This window comes from Kitasatospora sp. NPDC054795, assembly GCF_053611565.1.
In genome coordinates, this window is the sequence record NZ_JBSHAP010000100.1 from 19,160 (window position 1) to 34,445 (window position 15,286).

The following is a 15,286-nucleotide window of genomic DNA, read 5'->3' on the forward strand; positions in this document are numbered from 1 at the left end:
GCCCCGGCGCCCCGTTCGGCGCCGCTTCCCTCGCTCCGTCGCTGTCGAACATATACCCCCCTGGGGTATCTGGCAATCCCGTTCTGACGCCCTCTTCCCCTATGCACCCGTCCGTGTTCCGATGAAGGGCATGGCGGACGAACGACGCGCGGGTTACGACGGAACGGGCGAGGGCGCGATCAGCCCGGACGGCTGCGCCGTCGAGGTGTGGAGCCGGCTCCCCGTGGGCGACGCCCCGGACGTGATCGAGGCCGCGGTGCCGCCCGGCGCGCGCATCCTCGAACTCGGTTGCGGCGTCGGCCGGATGACGCACCCGCTGACCGACCGCGGCTTCGCCGTGACGGCCGTGGACGAGTCCCCCGACATGCTGGCCCGGGTCCGCGCGGACGTCCGCACGGTGCGCAGCCCGATCGAGGAGCTGGACCTCGGCGAGCGCTTCGACGTCGTCGTGCTCGCCTCCTTCCTGGTGCACGCCGGTGACGTGACGGTCCGCCGGGGCCTGCTGGAGACCTGCCGCCGCCACGTCACCGAGGACGGCTGCGTCCTGGTGCAGCGCGAGGGCGAGGACTGGCACCGGAACGTGCCGTGGGAGAGCACCATCGGCCCGGACGCCCGGGCCCGGCTGGTCTCGGCCACTCCGGTCGGCGACGGCGTCAACTCCGTGCGCTTCGAGTACGTTTTCCCGGACGGCACCTGGACGCAGACCTTCCTGTCCCGCCCGCTCGGCACGGAGGCGTTCGAGCGGGCGCTCGCGGAGGCCGACCTGGTGGTCGAGCGCTACCTGACCGCGGACCGCACCTGGGTCCGGGCCCGACCGGTGCTCTAGGACGGGTTCCGGAGCGGCGGCGGGCTTGTGCGCAAAGCCGCGACAAAGGGTGAACAAAGAACCGTCACCTTCACCCCGTACCATCAGCCGCGCGCCGGGCTCGCGCGCGGCCCGCGGGCCGGGCGGGTCACGGCGGCCCCGCATGCCCTTCCGACCCGCAAGGACCCGCCCATGCCGCCCCTGCCCCACGCCCGACGGATATCCCCGGCGGGTGCCCGGTGATCGAATGGTTCCACGGGGCCGTCCTCGGCCTGATCCAGGGGCTCACCGAGTTCCTGCCGATCTCCTCCAGTGCCCACCTGCGGGTCTTCTCCGCCCTGTTGGGCTGGGACGACCCGGGCGCGGCCTTCACGGCCGTCACCCAGCTCGGCACCGAGACGGCGGTGCTGATCTACTTCCGCCGGGACATCGCCTCGATCATCAAGACCTGGTCGCTGTCCCTGTTCCGGCCGGCGCTGCGCTCGGACCCGGACGCGCGGATGGGCTGGTTCGTGATCATCGGCACCCTGCCGATCGGCATCCTGGGCAAGCTGTTCCAGGACACCATCGAGACCCACCTGCGCGACCTGCGGATCATCGGCACCACCCTGATCGTCTTCGGCCTGGTCCTGGCCTTCGCCGACCGCACCCGGGCCGTCCGCCACGCCCGTCCGATCACCGACCTCACACTGCCGCACGCGGGCATCTACGGCTTCGCCCAGGCGCTGGCGCTGATCCCGGGCGTGTCCCGCTCCGGCGGCACGATCAGCGCGGGCCTGCTGCTCGGCTACAGCCGGGAGGCGGCCGCCCGCTACTCGTTCCTGCTCGCCATCCCGGCGGTGCTCGCCTCCGGGGCGCTGGAGCTGTTCAAGATCGGTGAGGGTCCGGCGCCGGCCTGGGGGCCGACCATCCTGGCCACCGTGATCGCCTTCGTGGTCGGCTACGCGGCGATCGCCTGGTTCCTGAAGTACATCTCCAGCCACAGCTTCATGCCGTTCGTGGTCTACCGGGTCCTGCTCGGCGTCCTGATCATCGGGCTGGTCATCGGAGGCGTGCTGACCCCGGACGCGGGCGCGGTGAAGTAGAACCGGATTTCAGTACGAGGACCCGCGGAAACGAGTGGGCCGGGACACCGTGTCGGTGTCCCGGCCCACTGAACGTTGTGAGCCGACCCTAACGCCCGAACTCCCGGGCGGCGGTCAGTCGGCCGCGCACGGCGGCGTGGACCTCGGCCTCCTCGGCCGGGTCGGCGGCGAGCCTGCGCAACCGCTCCAGCACACGCGCGTCGCCCGTGGTGGCGACGTGGCGCGCGGCGAGCTCGCGCGTGGACTCCTCGCAGTCCCAGAGGCACTCGACGGCGGGCCCCTCGGGGAAGTGCACGTCGGTCGCGGCCAGCGCCTGGGCGGCGCGTCCGCGCAGCTCGGAGGAGGCGGCCTCGCCGTAGATGTGGCGCAGGACCGGCACGGCGTCGGCGGCGGCCAGCCGCCCCGCACCGTCCACCAGCGACCCGAGCCCGGTACCGCTGACCCCGCGCACGGAGATCCAGTGGCGCAGCCCGGCCACCACCAGCGGTGCGTCGGCCGGCTCCCCGGCGTCGGCGAGCAGCTGGACGGCGGCCTCGCCGAGCGCGCTGTCGGCGCCGCCGCTCGCCGGGTCGGCCCAGCGGCGGGCGTGGGCCAGCACCTCGGGGCCGCGCATCCGGCCGAGCAGTTCCAGCGCGGCCCGGACGATCCGGTCGTCCACGTCCGCGGCGGCGGCCTCGATGAGCCCGACGGCGGCCGGGTCGCGCTGCTCGACCAGGTGGCGCAGGGCGGCCCGGCGCGCGCCGGGCAGGCCGTCGCGCGCCGCTTCCAGCAGCAGCGGGCGGTCCTCGGGCCGGACCACGGCGGTCAGGCAGCGGGCGGCAGCGGCGGCGCGGCGGTCCACCGCGTCGGGGCCGGACGGCGCGTCGGTGCCGCGTGCGGGCTCCCCGCGGCCGTCGGGGCGGCCGAGGAAGGCGCCGACCCCGAGGCCGCCGAGCTCGCCCTGGTCGGCCCAGGCCAGCACGTCGGCGGTGGACCAGCCGGGGGTGACGCCGCTGCGGTTGATCTGGCGTTGCCACAGGTCGAAGGGTGACTGCTCACTGGCCGCGGCCACTCTGGGGTGGTAGGCCGCCCACAGCCGCCAGGGCCGGGGCTCGTACGCGTTGCGGATGAACTCGCGCAGTTCGGCGTCGCCCTCGGGGCCCGGCGCGAAGTGGTCCAGGACGGCGGTGCCGAGCAGCAGCAGGCCGCGGTCGTCGTCCCGCAGGGCGAGCTCGTCGAGGGCCCAGGACCAGTTGGCACCGGTGGCGGCGTACTCGCGCAGCATCAGCAGCGCGTCGCGCCGGCCGTACGCGGCGAGGTGGCCCAGGACGGAAAGGGCGAGGCCGGTGCGGCTCTCGTCGTCGGTGACCAGGTCCTCGGCGGAGTGGAGGTGGTCCTCGATGCCTTCGAGGGGGGCTTCCAGGTCCATGTAGATGCGGGCGTAGTAGAGGGAGCGGCTCTCGACCTGCCAGTCGGCGCGCGGGTCCCTGGTGACGCACTCCTCCAGCGCGGCGATGGCCTCGGCACGGTCGGCGGCCAGCGCGTGGAGCTGCCCGTCACCACGGCCTCGCTGGAGGAGGCCTAGGAGGCTGGCACTGGGTGCTATCACTGGCTCGAACATGAGGTCAGCATCCGTTGCGGCGGTCGGAGTGGCAACGGGATTTCCGTCGCCGGGGTCTCTGGTCGGTACTGCGGTGGGCGCCCGGGCGCCGGAATCACCGAAGGTTACCGCCTCGGGCCCCGGTCCGCACACAGGGCGACGAAGGCTCCGGCCACAGTGGCATATGCCAGAGGAATTTTGCCTGCGTTCTGTCCAAATCGCCCGCAAGGGTGACGACGCTGTGCGACAGTCTTCTCACTGTCCGAACGGCTCGCACCCCACGGGCCGTATCCGAGCGATGGGTTCGCCATGAACATGCCCTTAGGCGCCACCCGCCCGCCGGGAGCCGCCGCGGTGGACGGCGCCCCGACGGGCGGGAGCGGCACGGTGCACGGCACCGCGGCGGACGTTCCCGGCAGCGCGGGCGGAAACGGTGCCGGCGACGGCACGGGCGACGCCGGCAGCGGAACGGACGGCAGAGTGGACGGCACCGCGCAGGAGCCGTCCGGCCGCTACCTGGACGACGGCGGCGGCCACGGCGGAATCGACGAGGGTCTGCTCGGCTCCGCCGCATGGGACCTGCTCACCGACGGGATCCACTGGAGCCCGGAGACCTACCGCCTCCTCGGCTGCGACCCGGAGCACGGCCCGCTCAGCCTCGACCGGCTGCCCGACCGCCTCCCTGAAGCGGACCGGCCGCTGCTGCGGCGGATGATGACCGACGCCCTGGTGCACGGCCGCCACGCCGCCGGCACCCTGCGGGTCCGCCGCCCCTGCGGACGGCACGACGGCGTCGAGTGCGCGAGCGAGCCCGTCCTCGGCACGGACGGCACCGTGGTCGCCCTGCACATGCTGCTCCGCCCGGCCCCGCCGCTCTGACTCCGGCGGACGGGCGCCCGCATCCCCGGGGCGCACCCGCCGGGGGCCGCCCGGGAACCCGTCAGGTCAGCCGCCGCCGGTTCTTGGCGTCCGCCGCCCGCAGCTCCCGGCCCAGTTCCTCCCGCAGCTCGTCCACCACCGCCAGCCCCCGGTACTGCGCGGTCAGCCGGTACATCTCCCGCAGCCGGTCCCAGGTCCGGTGCGAGGAGTTCTGGCCGATCAGGTTCAGCACCATCTTGGCCTGGAACTGTGCCGCGTCCGGCTCCCCGGTGATCAGGTGCACCGACGCCAGGGTGATCCGGTCGAACAACGCCGAACGCAGCTGCCCGGTGCCCTCCCGCAGGGTGATCACCCGCTCCGCGTGCCGACGGGCCTCGTCGGCCGCCGCCGGGACGTGCTCGGACAGCGTGCGCAGCACCAGGGCCTGCATACCGCGCAGTTCGGCTTCGTCGAACACCTGCATCCACGAGGGCGGCGGCTCCGACGCCTCCTCGCCGAACAGGTCCTCGGCCTCCCCCAGCAGCCGGTAGGTGTCCTGGGAGTGCCCGATCGACGCGTGCGCCCACGCCTCGACGGTATTGAGCATGGCGCGCGTTCTGGGCAGCAACCGCCCGCCGGCCGCCTTGGCCGCCGACATCAGGTCGAGCGCGTCGTCGGCCCGGCCCAGGTGCACCATCTGCCGTGCGGCCCGGGAGATCGCCTCACCCGCCCGCGGCCGGTCGCCGGCCTCCTTGGCCGCGTCCGCCGCCATCATGAAGTACTTCTGGGCAGTGGGCTCCAGGCCCACGTCGTGCGACATCCAGCCCGCCAGCACCGCCAGGTTGGCCGCGACCAGCCACAGCCGCTGCTCGACCGCCGGTGCGTGCCGGTGCGTCAACAGCCCGCCAACCTCGTTCAGTTGGCCGACCACCGCCTTGCGCTGCAGGCCGCCGCCGCGGGCGGCGTCCCAGGCCCGGAACACCTGCACCGAGTGCTCCAGCGACTCCACCTCGTCGAACCCGACCGGGCCCGCGTCGTACACGTCCACCACCGGGTGCGCTCCGCTCCCGGTGACCACCTGTCGCGGCCCGGGGACGGACGCCGCGTACGCGACCGCGTCCCCTCCCAGCCAGCCCTTCAGCGAGTCGGCGATGACCGCCCCGGCCGTGAGCGCGGCTCCGGCGCCCACCAATCCACGTCGGTTCAGCATGAGGTCCATTCCCGTGAACTCGGTGAGGACCGCGGCTGTTCGATCCGGCGACCACGGGACCGCTCCGGACGTGTCCGCTCCGGACCTGGTGGGCCGGTGTCGTTCCAGACCGAGGTCCTCAGTGGTGACGACACGGCCGAGCCGCTCCGTGAACACGGCCGCCAGCACCCTCGGCACCGGATCGCGCGGGATCTCCCCCTGCTCGATCCAACGCCGTACCCTCGACGTGTCGGTGGACAGCTGCAGCTGACCCATCGCGGCACCCCGACGGTTGACCAGCCGCGCCAGCTCGCCCTTCGACCATCCGGTCAGGACGAACAGATCGGCCAGTCGGGTGTTGGGTTCCCTGCTCAATGAAGCCCCCAGGTTCCTCGGCTGATCCGAGGCTAGAGGCTCGGGCAAGTGCCGGGCGAGCATTCGCCACCGTTCGCCAGGGCCCGCCAGACTACTAAGCCAGTGCCCGACGGGTGTGTTGTAGGGGTGCGCCACCTCGCCCCCGGGTCGGGCGGCGTCCCACCAGCGTCGGGGCTGTCCCCCGACGGTGGCGCGGGACGCTCCCGGTCCTCACCCGAGGGGGTGGCGCGGCCGGGTGGCGCGGGAGCGCCGGGCACGGCCACGGCAGTCCGGCCGACCGCATTCCCCAGGGTGCGGACGGCCGGAGCACCGCCGAACAGGGGTTCCTGACCCCGCGTCCGTGCCCGGCGCCCGCGCACCACCCCCCGCACGGCACGACGCACCGCACCACCCGACGTACCGCACCACCCGCAGGGCCGCCGTCACGCCAGGAAGCACACGGCACCGGCCCTCCCCCGCCCCCGCGGGGCAACACCCGCCGACGGACCGGAAGGGACCACCCTCAGCCCATGTACTCCTCAGCGACGACCCCCACGCCCACCGCGACCCGCCCCGCGCTGCGCCCCCCCGCCGCAGCCGCCGGCCGCACCGGCCCGAGGGCGGTGCCCCCGGCGAGCCGTCCGGCGGCCCCGCGCGGCGCGGAGGGCCGGGCCACGGACACCCGGGTCGTCCCGACCGGCCGCACGGCGCTGGGCCCCACCGGCCGTACCGCGCTGGGGCTGCGCGCCCCCGAGACCGCCATGCCGGCCGGTGGCCGGATGCCGCTGGCCCGGCAGGCCGACGGCCAGGTGCTGCGGGCCCGGCGGCCCGGCCAGCCCGGCGGCGGCCCCGAGCGGATCGATCCCTCGGCGCTCCAGACCCCGGCGGTCCGGGCGGCGCTCGCCAGCGTCGCGCGGATATGTCCCGCGTTCACCCCGCGCCAGGTCCTGCGCGAGGGCAGCCGCCACATCCTGGTGGCGGGCACCATCGGGCGGGCTCCGGTGGTCGCCAAGTGCCTGGCGCCGCAGGCGGTGCGGAGTGAGTACTTCGAGCAGCTGGTGGCCGACTTCCACCACGAGGTGGCGGTCTACCGCGCGTTCGTCCGGCACCGCCCGCCGGTGCGGCTGCCCCGGCTGGTGGCGGCCGACCACGACCGGTGCGTGCTGGTCATGGAGCGCATCCCCGGGCGCCCGGCCGCCCGCGAGCGCCACCCGGTCAACGCGCCCACCCCGGGCGAGGTGCGGGCGCTGCTCACCGCGGTCCGCACGCTGAACCTGTGGCGGCCGCCGACCGACGTCTTCCAGCCGCGCCTGGACTACCAGTTGGAGATCGCCCGCTACCACTCGGTGGGCCAGCTCACCGACCGGGACGCCGGCGACCTGCGCGCCCTGCTGCACGGCCTCGGCCACACCCCGCTCCAGCTCTGCCACGGCGACGCCCTGCTCAGCAACATGCTGCTGGCGCCGTCCGGCCCGGTGCTGGTCGACTGGGAGCAGGCCGGCTGGTACCTGCCCGGCTACGACCTGGCGGTGCTCTGGAGCGTCCTGTCCGGGGACACCGCGGCACGCCGCCAGATCAGCCAACTCGCGCAGAACGGCGGCACGATGGCCCGGGACGCGTTCCTGGTGAACCTGGTGCTGGTGCTCATGCGGGAGATCCGGCTGTACGACGTGCCGGGCGCCGGCGAGGAGCAGCGGATCATGATCCGCCGGCTCTACGACGACGCGGCGCTCGCCCGCCGCGCCGTCCGCGCCGCGGTCGGCACCCGCTGATCCGCGGGGGTCAGAGGTCCGACGCCCGTCCCGCCCCGCCGCGCCCCGCCCTGCTCGCCCCGCCGGTCGGCGCGGGCGGGGCGCGGCGGTGGGGTCCGGGCATCGCCGGGCGGAGGTCGGGGGCCTCTCCCCGCCACCGGGCCCGGGCGCCTCGTGACCCCGGCACCGACCGCCGGGCCTGGGCGCTACGGCCGGGTGCCCCGTTCCAGCGCGGCCCGTCCGACGGCCTCCAGGACGGTCTCGTCGGCGGCCAGGTGCACCCGGCTGCTGAGCACGTCCCGCAGGTAGCGCTCCAGCGGGTGACGCCGGCTCAGGCCGGGGTTGCCGGTGAGGGCGACGGCCTGCTGGACCACCGCCGTCGCGGCCCGGGTCGCCAGCAGGTGGGCCGGACCGGTCCGGGCGACCGCCTCCGGCTCACCCCGGTCCACCCGGGAGGCCAGCCCCTCGACCAGTTCCTCGGCACCGATCAGCTGGGCCTCGATCTCGCCGAGGGCGGTCCGGTAGCGCGGCAGGGTGCCGAGCGGCTCGGTCAGGTTGGCCGGAGTGCGCTGGTTGAGGAAACGGATCAGCCAGGCCTCGGCGGCCCGGGCGACGCCGATCGCCACCGCGGAGAGGGCCAGGTCGTGCCAGGCCAGGGCGAGTTCGGCCTCGGCGTCGACGCCCTGACGGGCCGTCCGGCGGCCGGTGGTCAGGCCGAGCGCGAGATCGGCCTGCACCCGGACCCCGTCCAGTACGACATCGTGGCTGGCGCTGGCCCGCAGGCCGAGCTGGTCCCAGGTCGGGTCGATCTCCAGACCCTCGCTCTCGCCGCGGACCAGGAAGGTGCCGACCCTCGGCTCCTCCTCGTCGGTCCGAGCGGTGACCGCCATCCAGGCGAGCGCCTCGGCGCCGGTGCAGTACGTCTTCCGGCCCGTCAGCAGCCAGCCGTCGCCGTCCCGTCGGGCGACCGTGGCGGGCAGCTCGCCCACGACGGCCCCGGGCTCCGCCCGCAGGGTGTTGATCAGTACCGGGCCGCGCCGGGACTCGGTGAGCAACCGCCGGTAGCCGGCCGTCGGCCAGTCGGCGCGGCGGGCCTGCTCGGCGTGCCGGAGCAGGGTGAAGGCGGTGACCACGGCCACCGAGGCATCGCCGCGGCCGAGTTGGGACAGCACCCGGACGGTGTCGGCGAGCGTCCCACCCGGACCGCCGTACCGCACAGAGACGGTGAGGGTGAGCAGCCCGGCCTCGTGGACCGCCTCGATGCCCTGGTAGGGGAAGGTCGCGTCGCGGTCGTGCTCCTCGGCGCGGGCGGCCAGCAGGTCGACCACCCGGGGCAGCCCGGCGAGCGCGGCCTCGATCCCGGTGCGGTCGGGCACGGGGTCGGTGGAGGCGGACGCGGAACCGGCGGGCACGGAACCGACGGAACCGGCGGAACCGGTGGGTGTGGAACCGGTGGATTCGAGATGGCCGGAATCGGACCGGTCGGAATCCGCCGTTCGCGGGGCGGTCCGGGAACGGCGTCCGGCGGGAGCGTCCTCGGACGCACGATCGACGGTCGAACGGTTGACGGTGCGGGTCGTCATGATGCGGTGCCTCCGGGCGGCAGCGTGGGCTCGGCGAATGCGGGCGGCACGCCGTACGGGCGCGCGGTACCGACTGGCGGCCCCGGAGGCCGGCTCACGGCCCGCCCCCTGGTGTCGGCGCCGACCGGACACCCGGTCGACCGCCCGCCGCCGGGGGACGAATCCCCCCTCAGCGGCCCGGACACGCCGCGCTGGCGGTGCGCCGCAGGTCCAGATGCCTGCGACGGGTCAGCAGCGGGAGACGGCACGGCATGTTCGCGACTGTACGAACTGTTGATCGATACCGTCAAGCAGCGTCCGCCCCCGGGCGGGACCGACCGGCCCCGCCGGGATCAGCCCTGCTGGAACATGTCCGCGGGGAGCGGCTTCAGCAGCTGATACAGGTCGTCCGAAATCGGTCGGTCCCAGGACGCGATGGTGACCAGGACGCCGTCGCTGCGGCCGAACTGGGCGCAGAACACGCGTTCCTCGCTGACCTTGACCTTCTTCACGATCAGCAGGTCGTCCCCGAGCATCACCGGGAAGTCCTCGGCCGAGACGAACTCGACCGGCTCGTCGTTCTCCAGCGCCGCGAGCAGCTGCCGCACCTCGAAGGGCACGTCGTCGCCGGTCTCCCTGGCGGGCGAACCCTCGGGGAGGTTGCCGATGAACATCGCCGGGCCTCTGCCGCCGAACAGGTCGTAGCGCAGGAAAATCCCCTGGCAGGAGCCGTCCGGGCCGGTCATCATGGCCGCACCGAAGTCACCGGGCCAGTCACCCGGGTCCATCGCGAGCACGTCGAAGTCCGGGCCGGCGGGCTGTCCGGAGCGACGGCGGAGAAAAGACATGGGAACATCGTACGTGTCCGGCAGACCACGCTCGCGAGGTGGGTGGGGCGCCGCCGGGGGACGAGCGGGAGATCGACGCTCAGAGACCAATGTTGACTCTGAGCAACCGTCCGGGCTACGTTCGGTTCAGCACGACAGCCGTTCTGGGTTTCACCCTTCGGGGGGACGGCATGTCGCAACGCGGCCCTACACGCGTTTCCCTCACTGTGCACTTGTCGTGCCGAACCGCCGAGCACCCAGCTTCGTCGTCGCACACAGCACGAACACACAAGCCAACAGTTCCATGCATCACAAGCCAGATCCGCGGGGCCCCGGCCCGTCGCTCCCGTGGATCTGCTCGGGACGCCGCCGCGTGGGGGCGTGCGGGTCCCGAGCATCGGTGCCGTCATCCGAGTCGCTCTCGGCGTCGGCGCCAACCTCCCGGCGACTGCCGGCCCCTCATGGGGGCCGGGACCGGCCGACGCACCCCGGTGCGCAGGGGATGACTGGGAGGATGGCCTGGCAGTACTGCCGGGCCGCACAGCAGGCGCCGTGTCTGGCCGCGTGGGGGCGGTGGGCACGGCGTCTGCCCGTGCTCATACTCTGAGCTGCGTTTGTCTAACAGTCAACAGAAATTCTGACGGGGCACGCTCAATGGATCATCACTTGTGATGTTCGGACCCGAAAGATCGTCTGCGGAGCGGACCCCCGTCGATCGGGGGGTCCGCTCCCGCTGTGAACCGCCCGGCGCGCCGCCTCAGGTGAGGTCGAACTCGCCGTCCCGGGCGCCGAGCACGAAGGCCCGCCACTCGCCCGGCGTGAAGACCAGGACCGGCCCGTCCTCCTGACGGCCGTCCCGCATCCCGATGTAGCCGTCCACGAAGGCGATCTGCACGTCCCCGACGCCCTGACTGCTGCACAGCCACTCCGCCCCGGTGAAGTCCACCCTGGGCTTCCCGTTCGGCGCCAACTCCGGCCGCGCCACGCCGGCCTCCGTATTCGTCCCGCTGCTGGATCCCACTGACCGATCTCCTCCCGACGGCGTTCCGGAGCCAGCCTAGCCACACCGCCCGGCCCCGGTCAGCGGGTTGACGAGGACTCCTCCGGGCGGGGACGGACACCGCCGGAGGACGGGTCGAGGCGTGTCCCGACCGGCGGGGGCGGCAGGCAGCTGCCAGAGTGCTGCCAGGGCGCCGCCCGACCGCCCTGCCGGCCCGCGCCACTCGAACGATTCAGCCACCGATCCGGACGCCGATCCGTTCACCGGCCCCGCCCACCGGTCCGCCCAACGACCCGCCCACTGACCCGCCCAACGATCCATCCACCGGTCCACCCAACGATCCGCTCAAGGGAGCAGCCGATGAGCCGCCGGGACGGCACCCGCGCCGATGTCATCCCCATCTCCGACGCCCCCTCGGCCCATCCCCCGGCACCCCGTACGCCCCCCTCGCCCACCTCGCTGCCCCGGCCGACCCCCGCCCGGCCCGCCGTGCACGGGCGGGTCGGGATCGTCCTGGTCTCGCACAGCCAGGAACTGGCCACCGCCGTACGTTCCCTCGCACTCGCGTTGACCGGATCCGACTCCCCCGCGCCGGTCGCCGCCACCGGGGGCGACCTGTCGGACGGACCGGGCATCAGCGCCGTCCTGGTGGCCGCCGCGACCCGACGGGTGGACCAGGGCCACGGCGTGGTGGTGCTCGCCGACCTGGGCGGGGCGGTCACCACCGTCCGCGCGCTGCTGTCCGACGCGGACGAGCACGGACTGCCGTTCCCCGTCAGATTCGCCAACGCCCCGTTCGTCGAGGGCGCGGTGGCCGCCACCGCGACCGCCACGGCGGGCGGGGACCTGGCCGCGGTGCTGGACGCGGCGGAGGAGGCCTACCGGCAGTACAAGGGCTGACCTCGCCCGGGCGGGGCCCGGTGGGTACGGCGGGCGCGGCTCGCTCGGCGGGCGTGGAAGGGCTGGGCGGGCGCGCCGGGTACGGCGGGCACGGCCGGTGGGCCGCTCGGGCTCAGGGGCGTTCCTTGCCCTCCCAGGTGAAGACCGCCGGCCCCTCGCACTCCAGCGCGTGGCGCAGCCGTTCGTGCTCGGTCTCGATCATCGGCGGCAGCTCGTCCAGCCCGAACCAGCCGACGTCCAGCGACTCGTCGTCGTTCACCCGCGCCTCGCCGCCGACCGCGCGGCAGCGGAAGGTCAGCACCAGGTACTGCGTCACATCGCCGTTCGGGTACGTGACCTGCGGCGAGACCGTGACGGAGGCGAGCAGCTCGGGCACGACCACCACCCCGGTCTCCTCCTCGCACTCGCGCACCACGCCGTCGGCGGGCTGCTCGCCCGGGTCGAGGATGCCGCCGACCGGCGCCCACCGGCCGTCGTCGGCCCGGCGGGCCAGCAGCACCCGGTCGCGGTCGTCCAGCACGACGGCGACGACGGCGCTGAGCCAGAGCGGACGGGTACCCACGAGGCCGCGGAGTTCGGCGAGGAAAGGGGGAATGGCCATGAACCGCAGCCTATCGGGGCGGTTCCGGGCCGACCCGGTGCGCCCGGCCGGTGTCGGGGCGCAGCAGGGCGAGCACGGTGAGCCCGAGGATGTGCAGGTCGAGCCCGAGCGAGCGGTGCTCGACGTACCAGAGGTCGAGTTCGGCCCACTCCGGACGGCTGAGCGGGCGGGGCGTCCGACCCCGGTCCAGGGCGTGCAGTTGGGCCCAGCCGGTGAGGCCGGGCCGCACCGCGAGGCGGCCGCGCTCCCGGCGGGAGTAGCCCACGACCTGGACGGGGCTGGCCGGCCGGGGACCGATCACCCCCATCTCGCCGCGCACCACGTTCCACAGCCGGGGCAACTCGTCCAGGCCGGTGCGGCGCAACAGGGTGGTGAGCCGGCCGTCCCCGCCGGTCCGGAAGCGCAGGATCTGGAACTCGCGGCCGTGCCGTCCGGTCCGCGTCTGCCGCTGGAGCACCGGGCCGTCGGCGGAGCAGCGGAGCAGGACGGCGATCAGCAGGGCCAGCGGCAGCGCGACGATCGCGGCCAGGGCGGCGACGGCGAGGTCGCCGGCGCGTCTCATGAGGTGGCCACGGCACGATCCGGTCTGCCGCCCATCGCTCCCCCTCCGCGGCGCTTCGAGTCGAGCCGGAAGAACGCATTCACAGTAGACGCGGGATGAAGCCATTGTCCGGAAATGGTGAAAGAAGGGGACCCAAGATTGTCCGACTGGACGATATTCAGTCGGTCTGACCAATTTCACTCGATCTGCCGTTTCGAAATGCCGAGGGCGATCGACATAACGGGTGGGGGCGGTGCCCGGACGGAACCCGCCCGCCACACGGTCGGCACCCCGGCCGGGAGCCGTCAGAGCGCGGCGCGGCGACGGTCGCGGAACACGCCGAAGGCGATCCGGCCCAGCAGCAGGACGCCGGCGGCCAGACAGCCGGCCACCGCCATCGCCCAGGCCGGCCCGTCGCTGTCCGGCACGAACACGGCCACAGCGATGCCGAGCACCAGGCAGGCCAGGCCCACCACGGCCAGCGGGAGCTGGTGGGTGACCAGCGCTCCGCCACTGCACGCGCGAGCCATTCGGGAGGCCCCGTGGAGATGGAAGGGGTCACGGTCCGCATCTGCCATGAGCCCAAGGTACCCCGGGGCGGGGCGAGTGGCAGCCCGCAGGGAGTGAAGGGTCGAACACCCTCCGCTACCGCAGAATCCGGGCTGGTCAGGGGCTCACCGAGATCGCCGCGAGGTGTGTCCGAGACGTCGGCGCGGGCATTCCGGCTCCACAATCAGTCCACGAAAAATCCTCGTCCCCCCGGTACAACCATCGGTCCGGTACAGCGGTCTCAATGGCATTGAGTGATCCAGGAGCCGTTCGAGGCGGGCGTGAACCCCCACCGAGAACAGGAATATCCAGGAGCGGAGCCGCCGCCCCTGGAGTCGGAGGCCGGGCTCCGTCCTCCGGCGGTACCGCCACGCCGCTCGGCGAACGAGGGGGAACCGTGCCGCAGTCCCAGTCCAGTACATCGATCTCCACGGCCCGCGCCCGGCCGGCACCCGGCCCGCGCGCGCTGCCCCCGCCCACCGGACGACTCACCGACCGGCGCGACATCGGCCGGCCCGCCGACCGCCCGGCCGCCGACCGTCTGCACGGCGGGCTGCTCCACGGCGAACTTCTGCACGACGAACTTCTGCACAGTGAGCTTCTTCACGGCGACCATCGACACGGCGGGCCCCGGCATCGCGAGCCTCGGCCCGGCGGACACCGGGATGCCGGACACCGGGACGGCGGGGGCCGTCACGGCGGGCACCGGGACGGCGGGGGCCGTCACCGGGCGGCCGGTGGCACGGAACAACAGGACGCTCGGGGCGAATGGCTGCGGTTCGCCCCCGTCCAGCCGCTGTTCCGGGCCCTGGCCGCCCAGCGACTCGCCGTGCTCGCGTACCACGGGGTGACCGACCACCACTCCTTCGGCGCCCAGCTCGACCGGCTCCAGCGGCTCGCGACACCCGTCTCGCTCGGCGCGGTCCTCCAGGCCGTCACCGAGCGGCGGCCGCTACCGCCCAGGAGCGTCCTGGTCACCTTCGACGACGCCGACCGGAGCGTGCTCACCCACGCCCTGCCGGCCCTCGACGCCCGGGGCATTCCGGCCACCGCGTTCGTCATCTCGGAGCTCATCGGCACCGAGCGGCCGTTCTGGTGGCACGAGGCCGACTTCCTGGCCCGGCACGGGGGCCGGGCCCGCTCGCTCGACTGCGGACACCCGTCCCAACTGCTCCGGCGACTCAAGGCCATGCCGGACCCGGACCGCCGGCGCAGCCTGCACGAGCTGCGGGTCAGCGCCGACCGCCGGCCGCCCCGCCAGGAGCAGCTGACCCCGGCCGACCTGCTCGCCCTGCGGGACGGGGGCGTCGCCATCGGCAACCACACCCAGGGGCACCCGTGCCTCGGACGCTGCGACGACGACACCGTGCGCACCGAGATCACCGGTGCCCACGAGGCCCTCACCCGCTGGCTGGGCGAACCACCGATCGCCTTCGCCTATCCGGACGGCGGCCACGACGTCCGTGCTGAAACCGTTCTGCAGGAGCTCGGCTACCGCCTCGGCTTCCTCTCCGACCACCGCCTGGGGCCCCGGCTCCCCTCCCATCCCCTCCAGATCAGCCGCCTCCAGGTCGACTCCACCACCAGCACCCGCCGCTTCGACACCATCCTGTCCGGCCTGGAACCCGCCTACCGCCGCTGGCGCCGTCAAGCAGTCGCATAACGGGGGGCACCAGGCCCCCACC

Annotated in this window: 15 protein-coding genes; 6 read left to right on the plus strand and 9 right to left on the minus strand. The window is 74.0% G+C overall.

From position 1 onward, the window contains the following. Positions 1-130: 130 nt before the first annotated feature. Both ACWGJO_RS29860 and ACWGJO_RS29865 read left to right on the plus strand, forming a co-directional pair. Positions 131-826 carry a class I SAM-dependent methyltransferase gene (locus tag ACWGJO_RS29860; RefSeq protein WP_452188436.1) on the plus strand — a complete coding sequence of 232 codons (696 nt, stop codon included), beginning with the start codon at positions 131-133 and terminating at the stop codon, positions 824-826. 221 nt (positions 827-1,047) lie between these two features. Then, positions 1,048-1,890, plus strand: a complete 843-nt coding sequence (locus tag ACWGJO_RS29865; RefSeq protein WP_452188456.1) for an undecaprenyl-diphosphate phosphatase — start codon at positions 1,048-1,050, stop codon at positions 1,888-1,890. Positions 1,891-1,978: 88 nt separating this feature from the next. Here the strand turns inward: ACWGJO_RS29865 and ACWGJO_RS29870 are convergent, their stop codons facing one another. Continuing rightward, a complete protein-coding gene (locus tag ACWGJO_RS29870) occupies positions 1,979-3,490 on the minus strand; it encodes a HEAT repeat domain-containing protein (RefSeq protein ID WP_452188438.1) in 1,512 nt (503 codons plus the stop codon). Between the two features lie 288 nt (positions 3,491-3,778). On the opposite strand from ACWGJO_RS29870, the gene ACWGJO_RS29875 reads away from it, so the two are divergent. Next, positions 3,779-4,348, plus strand: a complete 570-nt coding sequence (locus ACWGJO_RS29875; RefSeq protein ID WP_452188439.1) for a hypothetical protein — start codon at positions 3,779-3,781, stop codon at positions 4,346-4,348. Positions 4,349-4,409: 61 nt separating this feature from the next. On the opposite strand, the gene ACWGJO_RS29880 is transcribed toward ACWGJO_RS29875, so the two are convergent. After that, positions 4,410-5,891 carry a DNA-binding protein NsdB gene (locus ACWGJO_RS29880; protein WP_387694434.1) on the minus strand — a complete coding sequence of 494 codons (1,482 nt, stop codon included), beginning with the start codon at positions 5,889-5,891 and terminating at the stop codon, positions 4,410-4,412. Between the two features lie 740 nt (positions 5,892-6,631). On the opposite strand from ACWGJO_RS29880, the gene ACWGJO_RS29885 reads away from it, so the two are divergent. Beyond that, positions 6,632-7,642, plus strand: a complete 1,011-nt coding sequence (locus tag ACWGJO_RS29885) for an aminoglycoside phosphotransferase family protein (protein ID WP_452188458.1) — start codon at positions 6,632-6,634, stop codon at positions 7,640-7,642. A 185-nt stretch (positions 7,643-7,827) separates the two neighbouring features. Here ACWGJO_RS29885 and ACWGJO_RS29890 read toward each other — a convergent pair whose 3' ends face one another. From ACWGJO_RS29890 to ACWGJO_RS29905, 4 genes are all read right to left on the minus strand, one after another. Beyond that, a complete protein-coding gene (locus ACWGJO_RS29890) occupies positions 7,828-9,033 on the minus strand; it encodes an acyl-CoA dehydrogenase family protein (RefSeq protein WP_452188442.1) in 1,206 nt (401 codons plus the stop codon). 340 nt (positions 9,034-9,373) lie between these two features. Further along, the gene (locus ACWGJO_RS29895) at positions 9,374-9,457 is read right to left on the minus strand and encodes a putative leader peptide (RefSeq protein ID WP_350526312.1); all 84 of its coding nucleotides are present in this window, start codon (positions 9,455-9,457) and stop codon (positions 9,374-9,376) included. 79 nt (positions 9,458-9,536) lie between these two features. Beyond that, the gene (locus tag ACWGJO_RS29900; RefSeq protein WP_030058989.1) at positions 9,537-10,031 is read right to left on the minus strand and encodes a hypothetical protein; all 495 of its coding nucleotides are present in this window, start codon (positions 10,029-10,031) and stop codon (positions 9,537-9,539) included. Positions 10,032-10,767: 736 nt separating this feature from the next. Continuing rightward, positions 10,768-10,995 carry a DUF397 domain-containing protein gene (locus ACWGJO_RS29905; RefSeq protein ID WP_359914630.1) on the minus strand — a complete coding sequence of 76 codons (228 nt, stop codon included), beginning with the start codon at positions 10,993-10,995 and terminating at the stop codon, positions 10,768-10,770. Positions 10,996-11,370: 375 nt separating this feature from the next. Between ACWGJO_RS29905 and ACWGJO_RS29910 the strand changes: the two genes are divergently transcribed. Further along, a complete protein-coding gene (locus ACWGJO_RS29910) occupies positions 11,371-11,910 on the plus strand; it encodes a PTS-dependent dihydroxyacetone kinase phosphotransferase subunit DhaM (protein WP_452188444.1) in 540 nt (179 codons plus the stop codon). 112 nt (positions 11,911-12,022) lie between these two features. Here the strand turns inward: ACWGJO_RS29910 and ACWGJO_RS29915 are convergent, their stop codons facing one another. The 3 genes from ACWGJO_RS29915 to ACWGJO_RS29925 all read right to left on the minus strand — a co-directional run bounded on the left by ACWGJO_RS29915 (position 12,023) and on the right by ACWGJO_RS29925 (position 13,582). Next, positions 12,023-12,511: an NUDIX hydrolase gene (locus tag ACWGJO_RS29915; protein WP_452188446.1), complete on the minus strand. Its 489-nt coding sequence runs from the start codon at positions 12,509-12,511 to the stop codon at positions 12,023-12,025. Between the two features lie 10 nt (positions 12,512-12,521). Further along, the gene (locus ACWGJO_RS29920; protein WP_452188448.1) at positions 12,522-13,073 is read right to left on the minus strand and encodes a sugar transferase; all 552 of its coding nucleotides are present in this window, start codon (positions 13,071-13,073) and stop codon (positions 12,522-12,524) included. 284 nt (positions 13,074-13,357) lie between these two features. Continuing rightward, positions 13,358-13,582, minus strand: coding sequence for a hypothetical protein (locus ACWGJO_RS29925; protein WP_452188450.1), 225 nt, complete (start codon positions 13,580-13,582; stop codon positions 13,358-13,360). 416 nt (positions 13,583-13,998) lie between these two features. On the opposite strand from ACWGJO_RS29925, the gene ACWGJO_RS29930 reads away from it, so the two are divergent. Next, entirely contained in the window at positions 13,999-15,264 is a 1,266-nt protein-coding gene (locus tag ACWGJO_RS29930) for a polysaccharide deacetylase family protein (RefSeq protein WP_452188452.1), read from the plus strand. Positions 15,265-15,286 lie beyond the last annotated feature (22 nt).